Annotated in this window: 20 protein-coding genes; 11 read left to right on the top strand and 9 right to left on the bottom strand. The window is 70.5% G+C overall.

Going from position 1 to position 14,680, the window contains the following annotated elements; all coding sequences use genetic code 11:
- Window positions 1–23: 23 nt before the first annotated feature.
- From SNOUR_RS36655 to SNOUR_RS36670, 4 genes are all read left to right on the top strand, one after another.
- The gene (locus SNOUR_RS36655) at window positions 24–770 is read left to right on the top strand and encodes an SDR family NAD(P)-dependent oxidoreductase (RefSeq protein ID WP_067355784.1); all 747 of its coding nucleotides are present in this window, start codon (window positions 24–26) and stop codon (window positions 768–770) included.
- Between the two features lie 228 nt (window positions 771–998).
- Entirely contained in the window at window positions 999–1,751 is a 753-nt protein-coding gene (locus tag SNOUR_RS36660) for a phosphotransferase family protein (RefSeq protein ID WP_067359088.1), read from the top strand.
- A gap of 657 nt (window positions 1,752–2,408) precedes the next feature.
- A complete protein-coding gene (locus SNOUR_RS36665) occupies window positions 2,409–3,338 on the top strand; it encodes a hypothetical protein (protein WP_159425994.1) in 930 nt (309 codons plus the stop codon).
- Between the two features lie 480 nt (window positions 3,339–3,818).
- Window positions 3,819–4,388: a hypothetical protein gene (locus SNOUR_RS36670; protein WP_067355788.1), complete on the top strand. Its 570-nt coding sequence runs from the start codon at window positions 3,819–3,821 to the stop codon at window positions 4,386–4,388.
- Window positions 4,389–4,636: 248 nt separating this feature from the next.
- Here SNOUR_RS36670 and SNOUR_RS36675 read toward each other — a convergent pair whose 3' ends face one another.
- Window positions 4,637–5,290, bottom strand: a complete 654-nt coding sequence (locus tag SNOUR_RS36675) for a hypothetical protein (RefSeq protein ID WP_079143113.1) — start codon at window positions 5,288–5,290, stop codon at window positions 4,637–4,639.
- A 953-nt stretch (window positions 5,291–6,243) separates the two neighbouring features.
- On the opposite strand from SNOUR_RS36675, the gene SNOUR_RS36680 reads away from it, so the two are divergent.
- The 3 genes from SNOUR_RS36680 (at window position 6,244) to SNOUR_RS36690 (ending at window position 7,807) form a co-directional block, all read left to right on the top strand.
- A complete protein-coding gene (locus tag SNOUR_RS36680) occupies window positions 6,244–6,621 on the top strand; it encodes a hypothetical protein (RefSeq protein ID WP_067355790.1) in 378 nt (125 codons plus the stop codon).
- A 345-nt stretch (window positions 6,622–6,966) separates the two neighbouring features.
- On the top strand, window positions 6,967–7,353 hold the full coding sequence (locus SNOUR_RS36685) for an RNHCP domain-containing protein (protein WP_067355793.1): 387 nt from the start codon (window positions 6,967–6,969) through the stop codon (window positions 7,351–7,353).
- A gap of 25 nt (window positions 7,354–7,378) precedes the next feature.
- Window positions 7,379–7,807: an RNHCP domain-containing protein gene (locus SNOUR_RS36690; protein ID WP_067355794.1), complete on the top strand. Its 429-nt coding sequence runs from the start codon at window positions 7,379–7,381 to the stop codon at window positions 7,805–7,807.
- A gap of 159 nt (window positions 7,808–7,966) precedes the next feature.
- Here SNOUR_RS36690 and SNOUR_RS36695 read toward each other — a convergent pair whose 3' ends face one another.
- From SNOUR_RS36695 to SNOUR_RS36730, 8 genes are all read right to left on the bottom strand, one after another.
- A complete protein-coding gene (locus tag SNOUR_RS36695) occupies window positions 7,967–8,407 on the bottom strand; it encodes a GNAT family N-acetyltransferase (RefSeq protein ID WP_067355797.1) in 441 nt (146 codons plus the stop codon).
- 416 nt (window positions 8,408–8,823) lie between these two features.
- The gene (locus SNOUR_RS36700) at window positions 8,824–9,126 is read right to left on the bottom strand and encodes a hypothetical protein (RefSeq protein WP_312634952.1); all 303 of its coding nucleotides are present in this window, start codon (window positions 9,124–9,126) and stop codon (window positions 8,824–8,826) included.
- Between the two features lie 167 nt (window positions 9,127–9,293).
- A complete protein-coding gene (locus tag SNOUR_RS36705) occupies window positions 9,294–9,638 on the bottom strand; it encodes an ArsR/SmtB family transcription factor (protein ID WP_067355800.1) in 345 nt (114 codons plus the stop codon).
- Window positions 9,639–9,867: 229 nt separating this feature from the next.
- Entirely contained in the window at window positions 9,868–10,284 is a 417-nt protein-coding gene (locus SNOUR_RS36710; protein WP_067355801.1) for an STAS domain-containing protein, read from the bottom strand.
- 31 nt (window positions 10,285–10,315) lie between these two features.
- Entirely contained in the window at window positions 10,316–10,738 is a 423-nt protein-coding gene (locus tag SNOUR_RS36715) for an ATP-binding protein (protein WP_067355803.1), read from the bottom strand.
- Complete coding sequence (locus SNOUR_RS36720; RefSeq protein WP_067355805.1) at window positions 10,738–11,145, bottom strand: pyridoxamine 5'-phosphate oxidase family protein; 408 nt, start codon at window positions 11,143–11,145, stop codon at window positions 10,738–10,740. Before SNOUR_RS36720 ends, SNOUR_RS36715 begins: the two co-directional genes overlap by 1 nt.
- A 152-nt stretch (window positions 11,146–11,297) precedes the next feature.
- Complete coding sequence (locus SNOUR_RS36725; RefSeq protein ID WP_067355807.1) at window positions 11,298–11,639, bottom strand: ArsR/SmtB family transcription factor; 342 nt, start codon at window positions 11,637–11,639, stop codon at window positions 11,298–11,300.
- A 158-nt stretch (window positions 11,640–11,797) separates the two neighbouring features.
- Entirely contained in the window at window positions 11,798–12,157 is a 360-nt protein-coding gene (locus tag SNOUR_RS36730) for a zinc ribbon domain-containing protein YjdM (RefSeq protein WP_067355809.1), read from the bottom strand.
- A 230-nt stretch (window positions 12,158–12,387) separates the two neighbouring features.
- On the opposite strand from SNOUR_RS36730, the gene SNOUR_RS36735 reads away from it, so the two are divergent.
- The 4 genes from SNOUR_RS36735 to SNOUR_RS36745 all read left to right on the top strand — a co-directional run bounded on the left by SNOUR_RS36735 (window position 12,388) and on the right by SNOUR_RS36745 (window position 14,418).
- Window positions 12,388–12,585: a hypothetical protein gene (locus tag SNOUR_RS36735; protein ID WP_067355811.1), complete on the top strand. Its 198-nt coding sequence runs from the start codon at window positions 12,388–12,390 to the stop codon at window positions 12,583–12,585.
- Window positions 12,586–12,649: 64 nt separating this feature from the next.
- Window positions 12,650–13,156, top strand: a complete 507-nt coding sequence (locus SNOUR_RS36740) for an ATP-binding protein (RefSeq protein ID WP_312634959.1) — start codon at window positions 12,650–12,652, stop codon at window positions 13,154–13,156.
- A 48-nt stretch (window positions 13,157–13,204) separates the two neighbouring features.
- On the top strand, window positions 13,205–13,381 hold the full coding sequence (locus tag SNOUR_RS46630; protein ID WP_159425995.1) for a DUF6126 family protein: 177 nt from the start codon (window positions 13,205–13,207) through the stop codon (window positions 13,379–13,381).
- Between the two features lie 107 nt (window positions 13,382–13,488).
- Window positions 13,489–14,418, top strand: coding sequence for a hypothetical protein (locus SNOUR_RS36745; protein WP_067355814.1), 930 nt, complete (start codon window positions 13,489–13,491; stop codon window positions 14,416–14,418).
- The last annotated feature ends 262 nt before the right edge of the window (window positions 14,419–14,680 follow it).

Below are 14,680 nucleotides of genomic sequence, written 5' to 3' on the forward strand. Positions count from 1 at the left end.
CAGGCATGGAAAAGGGGGAGCGGATGCTCGACACCGGACTCGACGGCCGGACCGTCCTGATCACCGGCAGCGCCCAGGGGTTGGGTGCCGCCCTGGTCCGCGCCTGCCACGCCGAAGGCGCCCACGTCGCCGCGTTGGACATCGACGACGAGACCAACCGCGCCCTCGCCAACGGCCTCGACCCCACCGGGGAACGGATCCGGCCGGTCCAGGCCGACCTGCGCGACCCGGACGCACTCGCCGCCGTCTACGCCGAGGTCCGTGACTGGCGCCCGGTCGACGTGCTGATCAACAACGCGGCCCGGCCACTCGCCCGATCGTTGTGGGAGATCACCCCCGAGGAGTGGGACGATGTCTTCGCGGTCAACCTGCGCGCCGTCTTCCTGCTGACCCGCGCGGTCGCCGCCGACATGCGCGACCGCGGCTTCGGACGGATCGTCAACGTAGCCTCCATCGCCGGCCAGACGCCCCGTCCCACCGGCGCCGCCTACGGCACCAGCAAGGCCGGGATGATCGCCCTCACCCGGGTCTTCGCCGCCGAACTCGCCCCGTACGGCGTCACCGTGAACGCGGTCGCCCCGGCCATGATCGACACCGCCATGGTCCGCTCGATCGGCCCGGAGGCACTCGCCGAGCTCACCTCCCAGGTACCCATGGGCCGAATCGCCACCCCCGAAGAGGTCGCCCGAGTCGCCCTCTTCCTCGCCTCCCGGGAAACCTTCGTCACCGGCGCCACCTATGACGTCAACGGCGGCGTCCTGATGCGCTGACCACGCCTGAAACCCGTCGGCCAGGCCATCGGACTCATCCAGGCCCTCGTCCAGCGCCCGTGGTGGCTGCGCCACCTGCTCGACTCCTGACCCCGTTCTCGCCACTCGTCATCGGACGGCAACATGATCAGTGTTCTCCTGCCGCCGGATAGCGGGAACGCAGTCAGCCGCACCATGGCACGCGAAAACCCCGGTGACGTCGACGGCCATCCCGGGATACTGGTTGCCATGGATGAGGTCAAGGTCGTGGTCGCCCATTCCGAGCGCGCGACCCTGCGCGTCGGCGACGTGTTCCTGAAGGTGGACGCCGATCAGGCGCGCATCGACGTCGAGGTCGCGGCGATGGACCTGGCGCCGGTTCCGACCCCGGAGGTCCTGTGGCGCAAGCCGCCCGTGCTCGCGATCGCCGCGCTCCCGGGGACGGCGCTCGGCCGCCTCGGCGAGCCGTCGACCGCCTCGCCGGCGGCGTGGGCCACGGCGGGCGCCGCCATCCGGAAGTTGCACGACGCGCCGTTGCCGCCCTGGCCCGGCCGTGGCGGCCGGGGCCTCGACGCGTTGGCGGCGGATCTCGACCGCGAGTGCGAGTGGCTCGTGACGAACGGGGTCCTGCCCGCCGACCTGGTCACCCGCAACCGCCAGGTCGCCGAGGCCGCGCTCCGGCCGTGGACTCCGATGTTCACACACGGCGACCTGCAGATCACTCATGTGTTCGTCGACGGCGACGAGGTCACGGGCATCATCGACTGGTCCGAGGCGGGCCAGGGTGACGCCCTGTTCGACCTCGCCACCTTGACGCTCGGACATGAGGAGCGCCTCGGCGACGTCGTCGCCGGCTATGGCACCGACGTCGACCTCGACCTCGACGTGATCCGCGCGTGGTGGTCGCTGCGAAGCCTGCTGGGGGTTCGCTGGCTGGTCGAGCACGGCTTCGACCCGTTCGCGCCGGGCTGTGAGGTCGACGTGCTGAGAGCCCGGATGTGAGGCTGCGCGGGCCGGACTGCCGCGAGTGCGTTCCGACGCACCGAGCGAAGGTGATAGTTGATGCAACGTCAGCTTCGTTCGCACTCACCGGCCGGTGGTGTCAGGCGCGTTCCCGTTCGTCCGTCTCCTTGATGGCTGCGGCCCGGGTGCGACGCGGCCCAGCAAGGTGCACCCCGCGATGCGGACCACCTGTCGAGCCTGCCTGCTCGGGGTGCTCGGCCGGCCTGACCGACCCGGGTTCCGGGACCCCTGGCGTATCAACCTGGATGGCGCGCCGTCCAGTTCCTCGTCGACCTGCGGGCCACCGCGTGGCGACTGATGCGCGATGAGAGCGGGATTGACGCCGCGGCCGTAGTCGCCGACCGGGCGAAGGTGGAACTGGAGCAGTAGTGGCTGGCGGAGTTCCCCGGACCGGGCCCCGTCCGTGTGCGCCGCCCAACATGCTCCACCCAGCCCGTACTTGCTGTGACGTAGATCACCTGATGCGTGGTGAGTTTCTTTGTCGGATCGGCTTCGTCCCGGGGCTTAAGAGAGGAAGCCTTTTGCGAAATCCTCTCAAGGAGCCAGTTCGTGTCCGGGACGTCTTCGTCGAAAAGCTCGCGCCGGCTGGCGCGGCTTCTCCAGCCCCTACGTCAGCGGGGGCTGGGCCTACGGCTAGTGACCAAGCCGCCAGCACCGCCGGCACCGGATGCGCCGGACGCCCGCGAGCGGCCGCCGCTGCCGGTGCGGCTCCCGGGCCAAGCCCTTCGACGACGGGCCAAGGCGGCCCCGGGCTCGCTGGTCACGGTGCGGGCGCTGCACCGGGTCGAACCCGCACCGCGCCGCGGGGACCACGACGTCCTGAGCACACTCACGTTCCTCGGGCCGGACGAGATGGTGCCGTTGAACGTGCACGCCGACGGATCGGTGTGTGCGGTGCCGTCCTGCCTCAACAAAAGGCTGCCGACCTTCCTGACCGTCGCCGAGCTCGAGGCCGCGCACCCGGCCGAACTCCCCCTGGTGGTTCGCGCACTGGAAGCCAGGCGGGCGGCACTGGTGGGCCGATCGGACCTGGTGGAGGCGTTCGCGACCGACGTGATCGGTCTGCGGCGCGGAACCCGCTGGCAGGAAGCGGCATCCACGGCGCTGCTCGGGAACGACTGGCTGGAGCCCCTCGACCACGGCAAGCAACTCGACGGAGCGGCCTTGGCGCGACTGCGAGCCGAGATCCTGGCCCTGCACCGCCAGTTGACCCCCGTATGGCGCCGACGCACCCGGCACGGGAGAGTCCTGCTCCTCAACACCCCGGTCAGCGAGGGCATCACCGTCCAGGACCTGGTCGCCGAGAAGCCCGACACCACGCCCACGCCGCTCGACGTCACGCCGGAGAACGCCCGCCTGGCAGCCCTGATCAGGAGGCTGCTGCCGGCGGAGCGCGCGGTCGCGCTGGCCTGGGCCCACCCAGGAGTGCGCACCTGGGCCGATGCCGCCCAGGAGGCCGGGGCCGATGACCCGACCGTCGTCGGTGAACGCGTCCGACGCAAGGTCCGCCGACTGGTCGCGGAACGGCAACGCCGCGATGACCTCCGCGGCAGGGGGTCGGCGTAGCCATGAACATCTTGTCCGCCGCCCTCCCCGAATTCCTCGGCGCTCTGGCTGCAACACTTGTCACCGCCCTGTGCTCCCGGGGCGTGCAGCACCTCAAGGCGCGCCGCCGACCATCAACAGTGCGGCAGCGGCCCACCGACCCGGAGATCTCAGGCCCTCCGGCCGACGTCGCGAGATCGGCAGTGCCTGAGCCCCCGTCCGAGCCGTGAAGCCTTCGTCCGCGTTCACAGCCGTCGACCTTCGGCCCGGCACCGGGTGCGCGCCGGCGGCCTCGGCCCGACATGCGGCCAAGCCGAGACCGCCCCGGTCACTGCGCACGGCGACGTGGACAGCGGCCGTCGGGGCGTCGTCTTCGCGTCGTCTTCTCTATGGCCTCCGCGCGCAGCGGACGGTCAGTAGGGTCGGGGACTGGCGTGGTGGCTGATGCTCCGTTTCCGGTCCCCGCGGACAGTGCAGAGAGTCTGAGGCAAAGGAAGAATCATGGGATCGACGTCGAGCGCGCCGTGGGGAGTAGCCCTGGGGTACTCCTACCACTTGGCCGCTGTGCTGGCAGTCCGCGACGCGCTCGGCATCCGTGACCCGCTGGGCATACCGGCAGTCGTGACGCAGCCGAGCCTGGTCATCGAATCAACTGGGCACGGCGCTCAGGGAGTTGACGCCGAGTGGTTACGGTGGTGGGAACGCGCGCTGGCGGCCTCGAAGCAGGATGAATCGGCGGTTCCGCTGTCGCCGGGGGGCCTGCTCGGCCGCATCGTCGAGGACAACCGCGATGCCATCCGCCTGTGGAGCGCCGAACGCAAACGCGACGTCGCCAACGCAAGCCGTCCCGCGCCTGGTGCTCCGCGCATGAGGGATGCCGTGCGCGAGTACGAGAGGACCACCGGCGCCCGCCTCGGCGGATTCCGGCTCCAGGTGACCGCGCTGCCCACCACCGGCACCCTGTTCCTCCCGATCGGCGGAAATCGCATCCTCATCAGCGCTGAACTGCTTCGGCACCGCGAGGAGTACATCAGGCGCGTCATCGCACATGTGGCGGCGGAAGGCATCTGAACCGTCCTCCCGAGCGCGATCGTGGGAGGGGAGTGACGGGAGAGGCTCCGGCATTCCCAGAACGCGGGCGCCAGGGCCGTCGCCGCGACTTGGGGCTACGAGCGCGCGGTGGCCAGTCCGAACTGAACCGTGCCGGACCGTCCGTCGGATCCAGTCGTCCGCAGGGCGGCAGCGGATTCCCGGCGACGTGGGCGGTGGGGTTTCCTTCAACTTGGCATACCGCCTGCCGGTCCAGGCACGCGGTCTCCTCAGCGTGGTGATGAGCCGCCCTTGGCGGGCGGCGAGGAGCCGGCGCCCCGCACCCGGCGGTACTCCTGGGACTGGAACTCCATGGCCCGCGCTCCCGCGTCCCACGCGTACACGGTGCGTTGCTGGTAGTCGGGGGTGGCGGTGTCCTCCCAGAGGATCAGGTCCCGGCCGGACACCTGCACCGAGCGGACCGCGGCGGGGTAGGCCATCACGCGGACGGGATTGCCGCCGCGCAGGGTGTAGACCCGCAGCGAGCAGAAGCCGTCGTCCATGTCGATGCCGACGATCAACTCATTCCGGCCGTCGCCGGTCAGGTCGTGGTACTCGGGGGTGCGCACCGGGCAGCCCGCACCGATCGCCGTGCAGTGGGCCACCTTGGCGCGGGTTGCCTTGTCCATCGCCGCCGGCCCGTCGGCGGCCGCCGGGCCGGCGGCGATGTCCGCCTTGACCGTGGCCAGCGCGTCCACCCGGCGGATGTCGCCGGCCCCGGGAGGTGCGGCCCCGCCTCGTCGGTCGGGTGCCGGTGAGCCGGCCCACAGGGTCCGTGGCGCGCTGACCTCCGGCGCGGGCCCGGCGCTCACCGGGCCGGTGTGCACGGAACAGGCGGCCAGCGGCAGCACCACGGCCGCGATGACGGTTGCGGTGGCGAGCAAGGTGCGTCGGCGGAGCGGCCGCGCCGGGCGTGGTTGCTCGGCTACGGCCGCGATCGGCCTGTGACGGGGCGTGCTGTGCGGATTCGGCATAAAGGGTGTTGGGGCGACCGGCGGCCATCTGCGACGGGGCCGCGGAGCGCGGTCGGTTGTGGTTCGGGCGGCCGAGAGGCGCTCTCGGTGAGGCTGCGGGGGCGAGGTTGTAGGGCGTTATGAACCATATGGCGGATAGTTACCTATGCTCCTTGTATCACACCTGCGATGGTGATCTTGACTGCGTCTCGCGCCGCGGACTCCCGCGTCCTGATCGCCACCTCAACTTTCGGGCGCTTGCCGGGACCGCCGGGGCTCCACCCGTCGCCACTGCGGACGCGCGGCGCAGCGGATGGTCGTGCTGGTGACCGGCATCGCGAACGGGGCGGACCCTCGGCACTCTGCCGCAGGGCCGCGAGGCTGCCCTCCGAGCCGTCCACCCCGACGATCACGCGGGTGACGCCACTGATTCCTCCAGGAATGCAAATCGTCCTTTCGGGCGCGAATGGAAGAGGGAATTCACATTCGCATTCCTTGGCCGAATGCGGGAGGTGGAATTCATTTTCGGGTCGGCTGGCCGGTCGCAGAAACCGGAAGTAGAGAAATCTGGCGAAAGCGAATGGGAAACCATTCCGCCGATCAGGCCGCGTCCGGGAACTCGGAGGCTTCTCGGTACCGCACGTGACCCCGTGCTCGTCGCGTGGAAGCCGCGGCGGACATCTAGCCTGGGAATCGACATGGATCTGCCCGCATCGCGTCGGCCCCGGCCCACGGCGCCGACCGTCATCGCACCCTGGGACACGGCGTCCCGAAGCCCGTGAACCCGGGAAGCGCCCCGCCCCAGGTACGCCGTGCCGTACGGGTGACCGTTGCGGGGTGCATGGGGTTCTGCAACTGCCGCTACGGGCTTGGGGGATCCCGCCATGGGGCTGTACGCCATGTTCGGCGCGCTGCCTCTGGGACTGTTCGCCCGCCTGCCGGGGAACGCGCGCCAGCGGGCCGGGACGCTCCTGTCGGTCCTCCCCTCGACGTCCTGCTCGGCGGGGCGATCGGCGCGGTGGCAAGGAGCCGCCGCACACGCGCGGTACGCCGCCGCCGACCTGGGAAGCGCGGCCGGTCGCCAGTCGGAAGCCGCCGCGCCGGCAGCGTTCACACGCCCGGATCCACCGCACCGCCCCACGGCACGCACGGGGGATCTGGCACCGGACGCCGAGGCATGGCCGGCCGGGGTGCTGCAGGACCTGGCCCGGACCCTCGACGTCACAGAACGCAGACAGCCCCGCAGGGAGACGCGCTGTTGACGGAGACGGACCGAAAAGGAATGGACTTCCCGCCACCCCCGTGTGTTAGCTTGATGAAGTCCAGTCAATTGCTCTCGGGCTTCTTGCCCTAGAAGAGGTGTTTGATGTTCCGGCCTGCGCCGAGTGCGCCTCGCCGCATCGCATAGCCGTCCCTTTCGCCGTGATTCACATGGCGTTCTACCGGGGCGGAATCCCGGTGCTTTATACCCCAGCCCCTGGCCTCGTGGTCGTGGAAGCTGCCGGCCGTATCCCCGGCCGTCGCTCCAGCGTGCCGCGCGTGGGTTTCCCGAGGCCGCTCGGCCTGCTCTTGCTGTCATCACACACTTCTCAGCAAGGAGCATCCGGGTGTCCAGCGACAACCTCGCTCACCACCAGAGCACCATCAACCACGTCCTCAACACCGACACCTTCAGCTGCGTGTGGTGCGGACTGACCGTCTCGGCCCAGGCCCCCGACGGCACTCGCCGCAACCACTGTCCGTCGTGCCTGCACTCCAAGCACGTCATGGACCAGATCGAAGGCGGCCCGTCCGCGTGCGGTTCGAAGATGAGCCCGATCGCCATCGCCGTGCTCCGCACCGGCGACTGGATGATCATCCACCGCTGCGTACGCTGCGACGAGCTCACCTCCAACCCGGTGTCCACGGACGACAACCAGCTCATCCTGATGCGCATGGCCGTGCGCCCGTTGGCCCAACCTCCGTTCCCCCTCGAAGCGTTCGGCACCCTCTGAACGCCCACCCGGAAAGGAGACAGCCATGCCACGCCGCACACAGTCGGGGGGCCGCAAGAACCGGCACCGGCCGCAGCGCTACAAGGACGTGCTGCACGGCAACGGCGGACACCGGGCCAATGACTTCCGGTGTGTCGGCTGCCGGCTCGACGTGTCCCTCGTCGCGCCCGGCACCGCACACCGCAACCACTGCCCGAACTGCCTGACCAGCCTGCACGTCGACCACCGCATTCCAGGCGACCGTGCCTCGCCGTGCCATGGACGCATGGAGGCATTGAGCCTGACCGTACGACCGGACGGCGAATGGATGATCATCCATCAGTGCCAGTCCTGCGGCGAGCTCAGCGCCAACCGCATCGCCGGTGACGACAACGTGCTCCCCCTGATGCGCCTGGCCCTCAGACCACTCGGGGCCGGCAGCATCGCCAGCAGAACGCTGCTCAGGACACTCTGACGCAGCGTCAAACACAGTAAGCCGTGCCGGGGTTGGGTCTCCACATCCGCCCCCGGCGCGGCTTGCGGCCCCCTTCCGCGCCCGCTGCGCGAACGGCGCCGTCCGGGACGGTTCCCACGCCGTGATCACTCCGGAGCGATCAGTCCCGGGCGGCTCGGGTCAGGCAAGGCGCAGATCGATCCACGGAATGGTTTCCCCTGGCAGCAGGTAGCGTTCGATCTCGGCGAACCCGTGCTTGCGTGCGAAACGCAGACCGTCCTCGTTGGAAGACAGGATCACCGTCTCGATCACCTCGGCGCCCAACTCCCGTGCCCGGCTCAGCCCGCGCGCATAGAGTTCCTCGCCGATCCCCTGCCCGCGGTGAGGAGCGAGCACGCGGGCGATCACCGTGGCCGTCAACGTGTCGTCCGAGGGCGGGCGCACCGTGCTGCAGCCCACGAGAACATCACCGAGGTACGCGACCTCCAGATGGTTGCGCTGGGCGCGTTCCCGTATCTCGTCCATGGACAGGATGTGCGTAGGGATGATGACGTTGTGGACGTACTGCCAGTCCCTGAGCGCGACGTCGTCGTCCGGCTGTTGGAAGCGAAGGTCAGACATCGCAGCAGGAGACCCGAGAACGCGGCCGACGTCAACTCCCTTTGTCGCGTGACCAGGGCGTCAGGGGCACCCCGAGCGCACGCGGCCAGGGGCCATGCCCCGGGCTGGTTGCCCGGCGCCTGGCATGAGCTGTGCGTGATGAGTGAATCCTGCCGCAGTGGAGGGCGTGCGCCGCCCCGTCGCGGGCCTGCACGAAGCAGTCCCCGCGCATCCCGGCCTTCGCGTCCGGAACCTCCGTCAACACCGTGACCTGAGCCCGTCTGCGGCGGAACGGCCCGTGCGTGTCCAGGAGGTCCAGGCAGAGACATGTGCGACGTGCGGGACATCGGTCCGGTGCGGCGATGACGTCGAGGGCGCGACGCCCCGTCGGGGCCAGGAGCTGGTGTGCGTCACGCTGAACCAGCAGGCCGTCGCGGTCACCCGTCCTGACCGGGGCGGTCCTCCTGTCGTGCCAGCGGGGTGGTGCCCCAGCCGTGTTCCAGTAGAGCGAACAGGTCGCGCATGGCTCGGGCCGGGTCTTCGCTCGCACGGGCGATGCTGGGGGCTTCCAGCGTGAAGCGGGCCAGGGCGGTGACGGCGGGGGCATCCACGGCGAGTCCGGTGGTATCGGCGAGGGTGGCGGCCAGTGTCTTCTCGTGGCGTGACCACATGCGCCGGGCGTAATCCCGCAGCGCGGGAGTGGATTCGACGAGGACGAAAGTGGGGTCGTCCGTCCGCACGGCGGTACGGGTGCGGACCAGATGGTCACCGCACCGTGCCGGCCGGCGCCGAGCCGCATGGAGCCGAACCGCACGGGCGCAACAGGTCCCGCGAACGGGGAGGCGGCCGTCTCCCGTTCGTAGAGTGCTGTCCAGGCTCTCGGGAGACGGCCGCCGGTCAGGGGCCGCTATGGCGAGGGTTTGCTTTGGCCGGATTGCAGGTCGGCGAGGAGTTCGGCTTGTCCGGTCAGTACTCCGGACAGGATCGCTCGCGCCACCCTCAGCAGTTCGGCCACCTGCGGGCTGGTCAGCGAGTAGTAGACGGTCGAGCCCTCCTTGCGGGTGGTGACCAGGTTCATCTTGCGCAGGACGGCCAGTTGCTGGGAGAGGTTCGAGGGTTCGACGCCGATCTCCGGGAGCATCTCGGCCACCGCGTGTTCGCGCTCGCTGAGCAATTCCAGGACGCGGATGCGTACGGGATGGCCGAGCGTTTTGAAGAACTCGGCCTTGAGGCGGTACAGCGGCGTGCTCATCGTGCCACCGCCTCCCCGGGGCGGCAGCGCTTCCCCGTGGGTCGGGCCCCGGTGTATGGCATCCATCCACTCATCAAGAACATACGGCCCATCTTCGCGTGCGGAACCGGCCCGATCCGCATCCAGAGGACCGGGCCGCCGCGTCCGGTAGTGAAGACCTCGGCGATTGCGGAGGTCAGTAGCTCTTCCGCGTGTGCGCGGGAGAACGAGTCGGGGCCCCGCCTGCTTGCTAGGCATCGTGATCCTGCGCGGCGGGCCAGCCGGTGGTGCGCCAGTTGCGGCGTTCCGCCTCGTCCCCCTGGCCCGGGCGGGCACCGTGGGCGGTGCGGGCGGCGGTCAGGTCGGCGTGCACCGGGATGGGCGGGCAGTCTCCGGGCGGGACGAGGGAGCCGTCGGCGGGGATCGCGGCCAGTTCCAGGGGGCGGCCCGCCGCGGTGAGGCGACGTGCGGCGTCGACGAGGGCCAGCTGACCCTCGCTCGACCAGTTGCGCAGTTCGCTCAGGTCGACGATGACCGGGCCGGTGCCCCGGGCCAGTACCCAGCCGACTGCTCCGGTGAACCGGTGGGCGGCCTCCGGGCCCAGGTAGCCGGCGACGGACAGGACGCCGAGGTTCTCCTCGACGGTGTAGTGCCATTCGATGGTCACGATGAACTCCCTTGCGCGGGCGGTCTGTCGGTCACAGGGGGAGGCTGATCCAGATGCCCTTTCCCGCGACCGCGGTACTCGTGCGAACGACTGCTGTGCCGCCCAGGTCGCAGACGAGTTCCCTGACCATGGCCAGACCGCCGCCGGTGCTGTCGACCGGCCCGTCCAGCGGCGGCTGGTAGGGATGCGTGTCATGGACGGCGAAGACCAGGCGTTCCTGGCTGGCCCCGTAGATCACCGTGACCTGCGGGGAGTGCGCGGCGGCGTGCCGGATGGTGTTGGTGACCAGCTCGCTGAGGATCAGCAGGGCCGGGTCCACGGTGGGATGGCGAAGGCCGATGCCCCAGCCGTTCAGGGTCAGTTCGGCGGTCTCGCGGGCTATCCGGACGGCGCAGGGTGCGGCGGGCAGGGTGAGCACGTGCCGGTAGGGCAACGCGGTCAGGGGTGCGAACATCATGCCTCCGCGCCGGCCAGGCGGAAGCCGGTGATCGTCTGGGGGCGGAACCGCAGGAGCGTGTCGTGCGGACCGTGCGTCCAACCGGCCAGGCTGCGTCGGTAGTGCGCCGCCTCGTGGGGATCGCGGAGCACGTCGACGGGGCCGGTGAGGGCGACGGTCCAGCCGGTGCCGGTCCTGGGATCGATCTCGTTCGCGGTGTAGGTCGCCGTCGGGGGAACCGCCGTGGCCGGCACGGGTGCACGCACGATCAGGCGGCCGTACTCCCACACGTGCCGGGCGGGCCGGACGACGGCCCGTTCCCGTTGGACGTAGGCCAGCTGCCCCAGCGTGCTGCCTTCCAGCAGCCACAGCGCCTCTCCACCGGAGAGTTCCGTCATGGGCGAGGGGCCGGACGGCGTGTTCATCGAACGTGTTCCTCGTGGCAGGTTGCGGCCTTCGGGGCGGGGCGGCGGGCGGAGGTCCGGGGCACTCCAGGTGGACGCGGGCGGCCTGCCGGGGTCGGTGCGGGCCGGCGGTGGCGAGGCGGTCGGGGGCCAGGCGCGGCCGATCCCCGACGTCATCGCGCAGCGCCCCCGGTTTCCCGCAACTCGGCGAGCAGTTCGTTCCGCCCGGCCAGCATCTCGGTCAGGATGCGCCGCGCCGCCTTCATCAGGTCCGCGACGTCTCCGCCGGCCAACTCATAGACGACCGTGGAGCCTTCCCGCGTTGCGGTGACGATCCCCGAGCGGCGCAGGACCGCCAACTGCTGGGACAGGCCCGAGGGCTCCACTTCGATCTCCGCGAGCAGGTCCCGTACGGGCTGGGGGCCGTCCTGCAGCAGTTCCAGCACCCGTATCCGCACCGGGTGCCCGAGCATGCGGAAGAACTCGGCCTTGGCCTGGTACAGCGGAACAGACATGACCCCTCGGGCTTCCTGTGACGCCCCGCTCGGGGCGTCCGCGCAAGACCGTGTCCGCGGTTACGTACGGACACAGCGGCTACAGCATCTAGCGAATTGCGAAATTTTGCAATTCCTCATCGGATGGATGCGCGGACGCCCCGGGGGAGGGGCGGTGGTCAGGCCTTCTTGACCACGCTGGACTTCAGCTGCATGGCTCCGAAGCCGTCGATCTTGCAGTCGATGTCGTGGCCGTCCACCCCGTCGACCAGTCGGATGTTGCGCACCTTGGTGCCGGCCTTGATCCCCGAGGGGCTTCCCTTGACCTTGAGCGCCTTGACGACGACCACGGCGTCGCCGTCCTGCAGCACATTGCCGACGGAGTCCTTGACGACCCGCTCGCCGGCGGCGCCTCCACCCTCGGCATCGCTCTCCGTCGGGACCCATTCGTGGCCGCACTCGGGGCACACCACCAGGGCATTCAGTTCATAGGTGTACTCACAGGAGCACTTGGGGCAAGGTGGGAGATTCTCGATCATTCCGCCAGGCTAACCGGCGTCCGCCACGGCCGGAGCCGTAGGGGTGCGTCGCCTGGCCGCCTGGTGCGGGCATGCGTGGCGGGCGCATCCTGTCGCGCCCCGGGAGGGTAGCGGTTCGCGCGATCGGGCGCCATCGCCCTCCCGAGCGGCGGCCGGCCCCCATAGACTTGCAGAGTTTTGTAATTTGCTAGTTGCCATTATGGTCAACCACTCATGCGTGGAGGTCTCAGGTGGGCGGCTTCGCCGAAGCAGTGCGGGAGCGGGTGCGCCGGGCGCGGGCCGCTGTCGCGCAGGCGCAGCAGGAGGGGGACGCGTACACGGTGGCCGTGGCCGAGGACGAACTGGACGACGCGCTGCGGACCGCCCGCGGCCTCGGCCTGGCACTCCCCGATGCCGCCGCGGAGGCCGAAGGCGGAGAGCCGGCGTGACCGGGCAGGCGGCGACCCGGCCCGGTCGCTACGGGCCAGTGCACGGCGCGGGGGCGGATGCGCCGTGATCCACGCAGACTGGTTTCCGCCGTGGCGCAGGCAGCGCACCCCGGCCACCGCCGGCCAGGGCGCGCGGCTGCCGGCGCAGCGGCATGCGTTCACGGTGAGCGCGGGCCCCGGGGCGGTGCGCCGCGCCCGCGAGGAGACGGCCCTCCGTCTGGCCCGGTGCGGCATCGCCACCGGCTCGGCGCTGTCGGACGCGGCGCTGCTGGTGGTGAGCGAGCTGGTGACCAACGTCCTCCGGCACACCGCCGACCGGTCGCCCACCGCGGACGTCACGGTTGAGCGGAGCACCGGGCAACTGGTCGTCGCGGTGGCCGACCACGACCCCCGGCTCCCGGCGATCGAGGCAGCGCCGCCGGGGACAGGGCTGGGCACGGTCGGCGAGCTGACCGCCTGGTACGACGGCACCCTCGGCGTGGAACCCCACTGGACCGGCCAGGGCAAGAGGCTCCTGGCCACCTTCCGGATACCCGCATCCGACGTCCGGCCGGCCACGGAACTCCCGTAAGGCGCGATGACGGACACCGGACACCAGCAAACCCCCAGGAGAACAGCCATGCCTGAGACACCGGATCGCCAGTCACCACCGACACCGTCGTTCGGCGGCGGGATGTCGGAACAGCGCAAGGAACGGGGCGCATCCTGGCGGGTGTTCATCTACATCGCCGGCAGCCACCTCCTGCTGGCCTTCATGGCGCTGCTGTTCTACCTCGGCAGTCACGCGGGCAAGTAGCCGGCGGTGCCCACCCGTCACCGGAACACGGTTGAAGGCGCGGCCCGTCCCCTCGGGAGCGCCACCGGCCGAGCTGGTTGTCAGTGGCGTACGTTTCACTGTCTGCCATGAACGAAGAGGAACTGCTCGCAGCCGTGCACGGCTTGCTCCGGCCCGGCAGCGGAGCCTTGGAGTGCCGGGAGCCGGGGCACCCGGCAGGGCACATCTGCCTGGCGACCGCGGACGAGGTGAATCTCTCCGCGCTGACCGAGCAGCTCAGCGGCCGGTACGGGCAGCCGTACGGCCTGGCCAGGGGCGGGTACATGGATCCGGCGGTCACCGAGCGGACCGGACTGCCGCTGCTCGTCCCCTTCGGGGAGCGGCTGGTGGAGATGAGGGCCTGGGCGTACGCCGGCCGGTGGATCGGCTGCGGTGCGATGCGCACGGGCGAGGGCATCCGGCCTGTCGTGGTCGTCGCCGAGCGGCCCGATCCGGCCGCCGACGGGCTGCCGGAGGACGCCTCCTGGGTGGACCGGATCGTCGCGGTCACGGGGTGGGACCCGCAGCGGACCCGTACGGTCGACTGGACGGCGGTCGAAGCCCGGCTGGGGACCGCACTGCCCGGCGATTACAAGCGGCTGGCCGAGCTCTTCGGACTCGGCGCCTTCGACGGCTTCCTCCAACTCTCCGTACCCGACGCCCCGTTCAAGAGCTCCGACATCGTCCGGCAGTCCCAGTGGCTGGCCGAGTGGGCCCGAGCGCACGGCAACAGGCTCTGGGAGCCGTACGCCCTTTTCCCGGCTCCCGGCGGGCTGCTCGAATGGGCCGGCTCGGAGCAGGCCGATCGCTTCTACTGGCTCACCGAGGGCCCCGACCCGGACAAGTGGCCGATCGTCATGTCGGAGGAGATCCCCGACTCATGGCAGCGGTTCGACGGCTCGACCGCCGAGTTCATCCACCGCATGCTCACCGTCCCGGACCACCCCTTCTCGACGGCTCGTTACTTCGACGTCCACTGGTTCCAGAGCTACCGGAGCCTCGAAGCGGCCGGCGAATGACCACACCGGCCGCCCGGGAAACGGGGCGCCCGACCTGGCCGTCGTGCGGATCGCCGAGGTCGGTCAACCCCCGCAGTCACCCGTCGCAGCGTCCACCCGCCCGCAGGTGGCTTCGCCCGCACCGGCAGCAGCAGGTGGGGAATCACCGGCGCCGGTGTGAACAGGGGCGCGGCCAGACCGTCCCGTTCCTGATCCGTGTCGTCCCACTCCTGTGATCCCCCGACGAGCGCGCCGACCGGCCGGCCGGAAGAGGATGGTGACT

Source organism: Streptomyces noursei ATCC 11455 (genome assembly GCF_001704275.1).
Taxonomy (GTDB): Bacteria; Actinomycetota; Actinomycetes; order Streptomycetales; family Streptomycetaceae; genus Streptomyces; species Streptomyces noursei.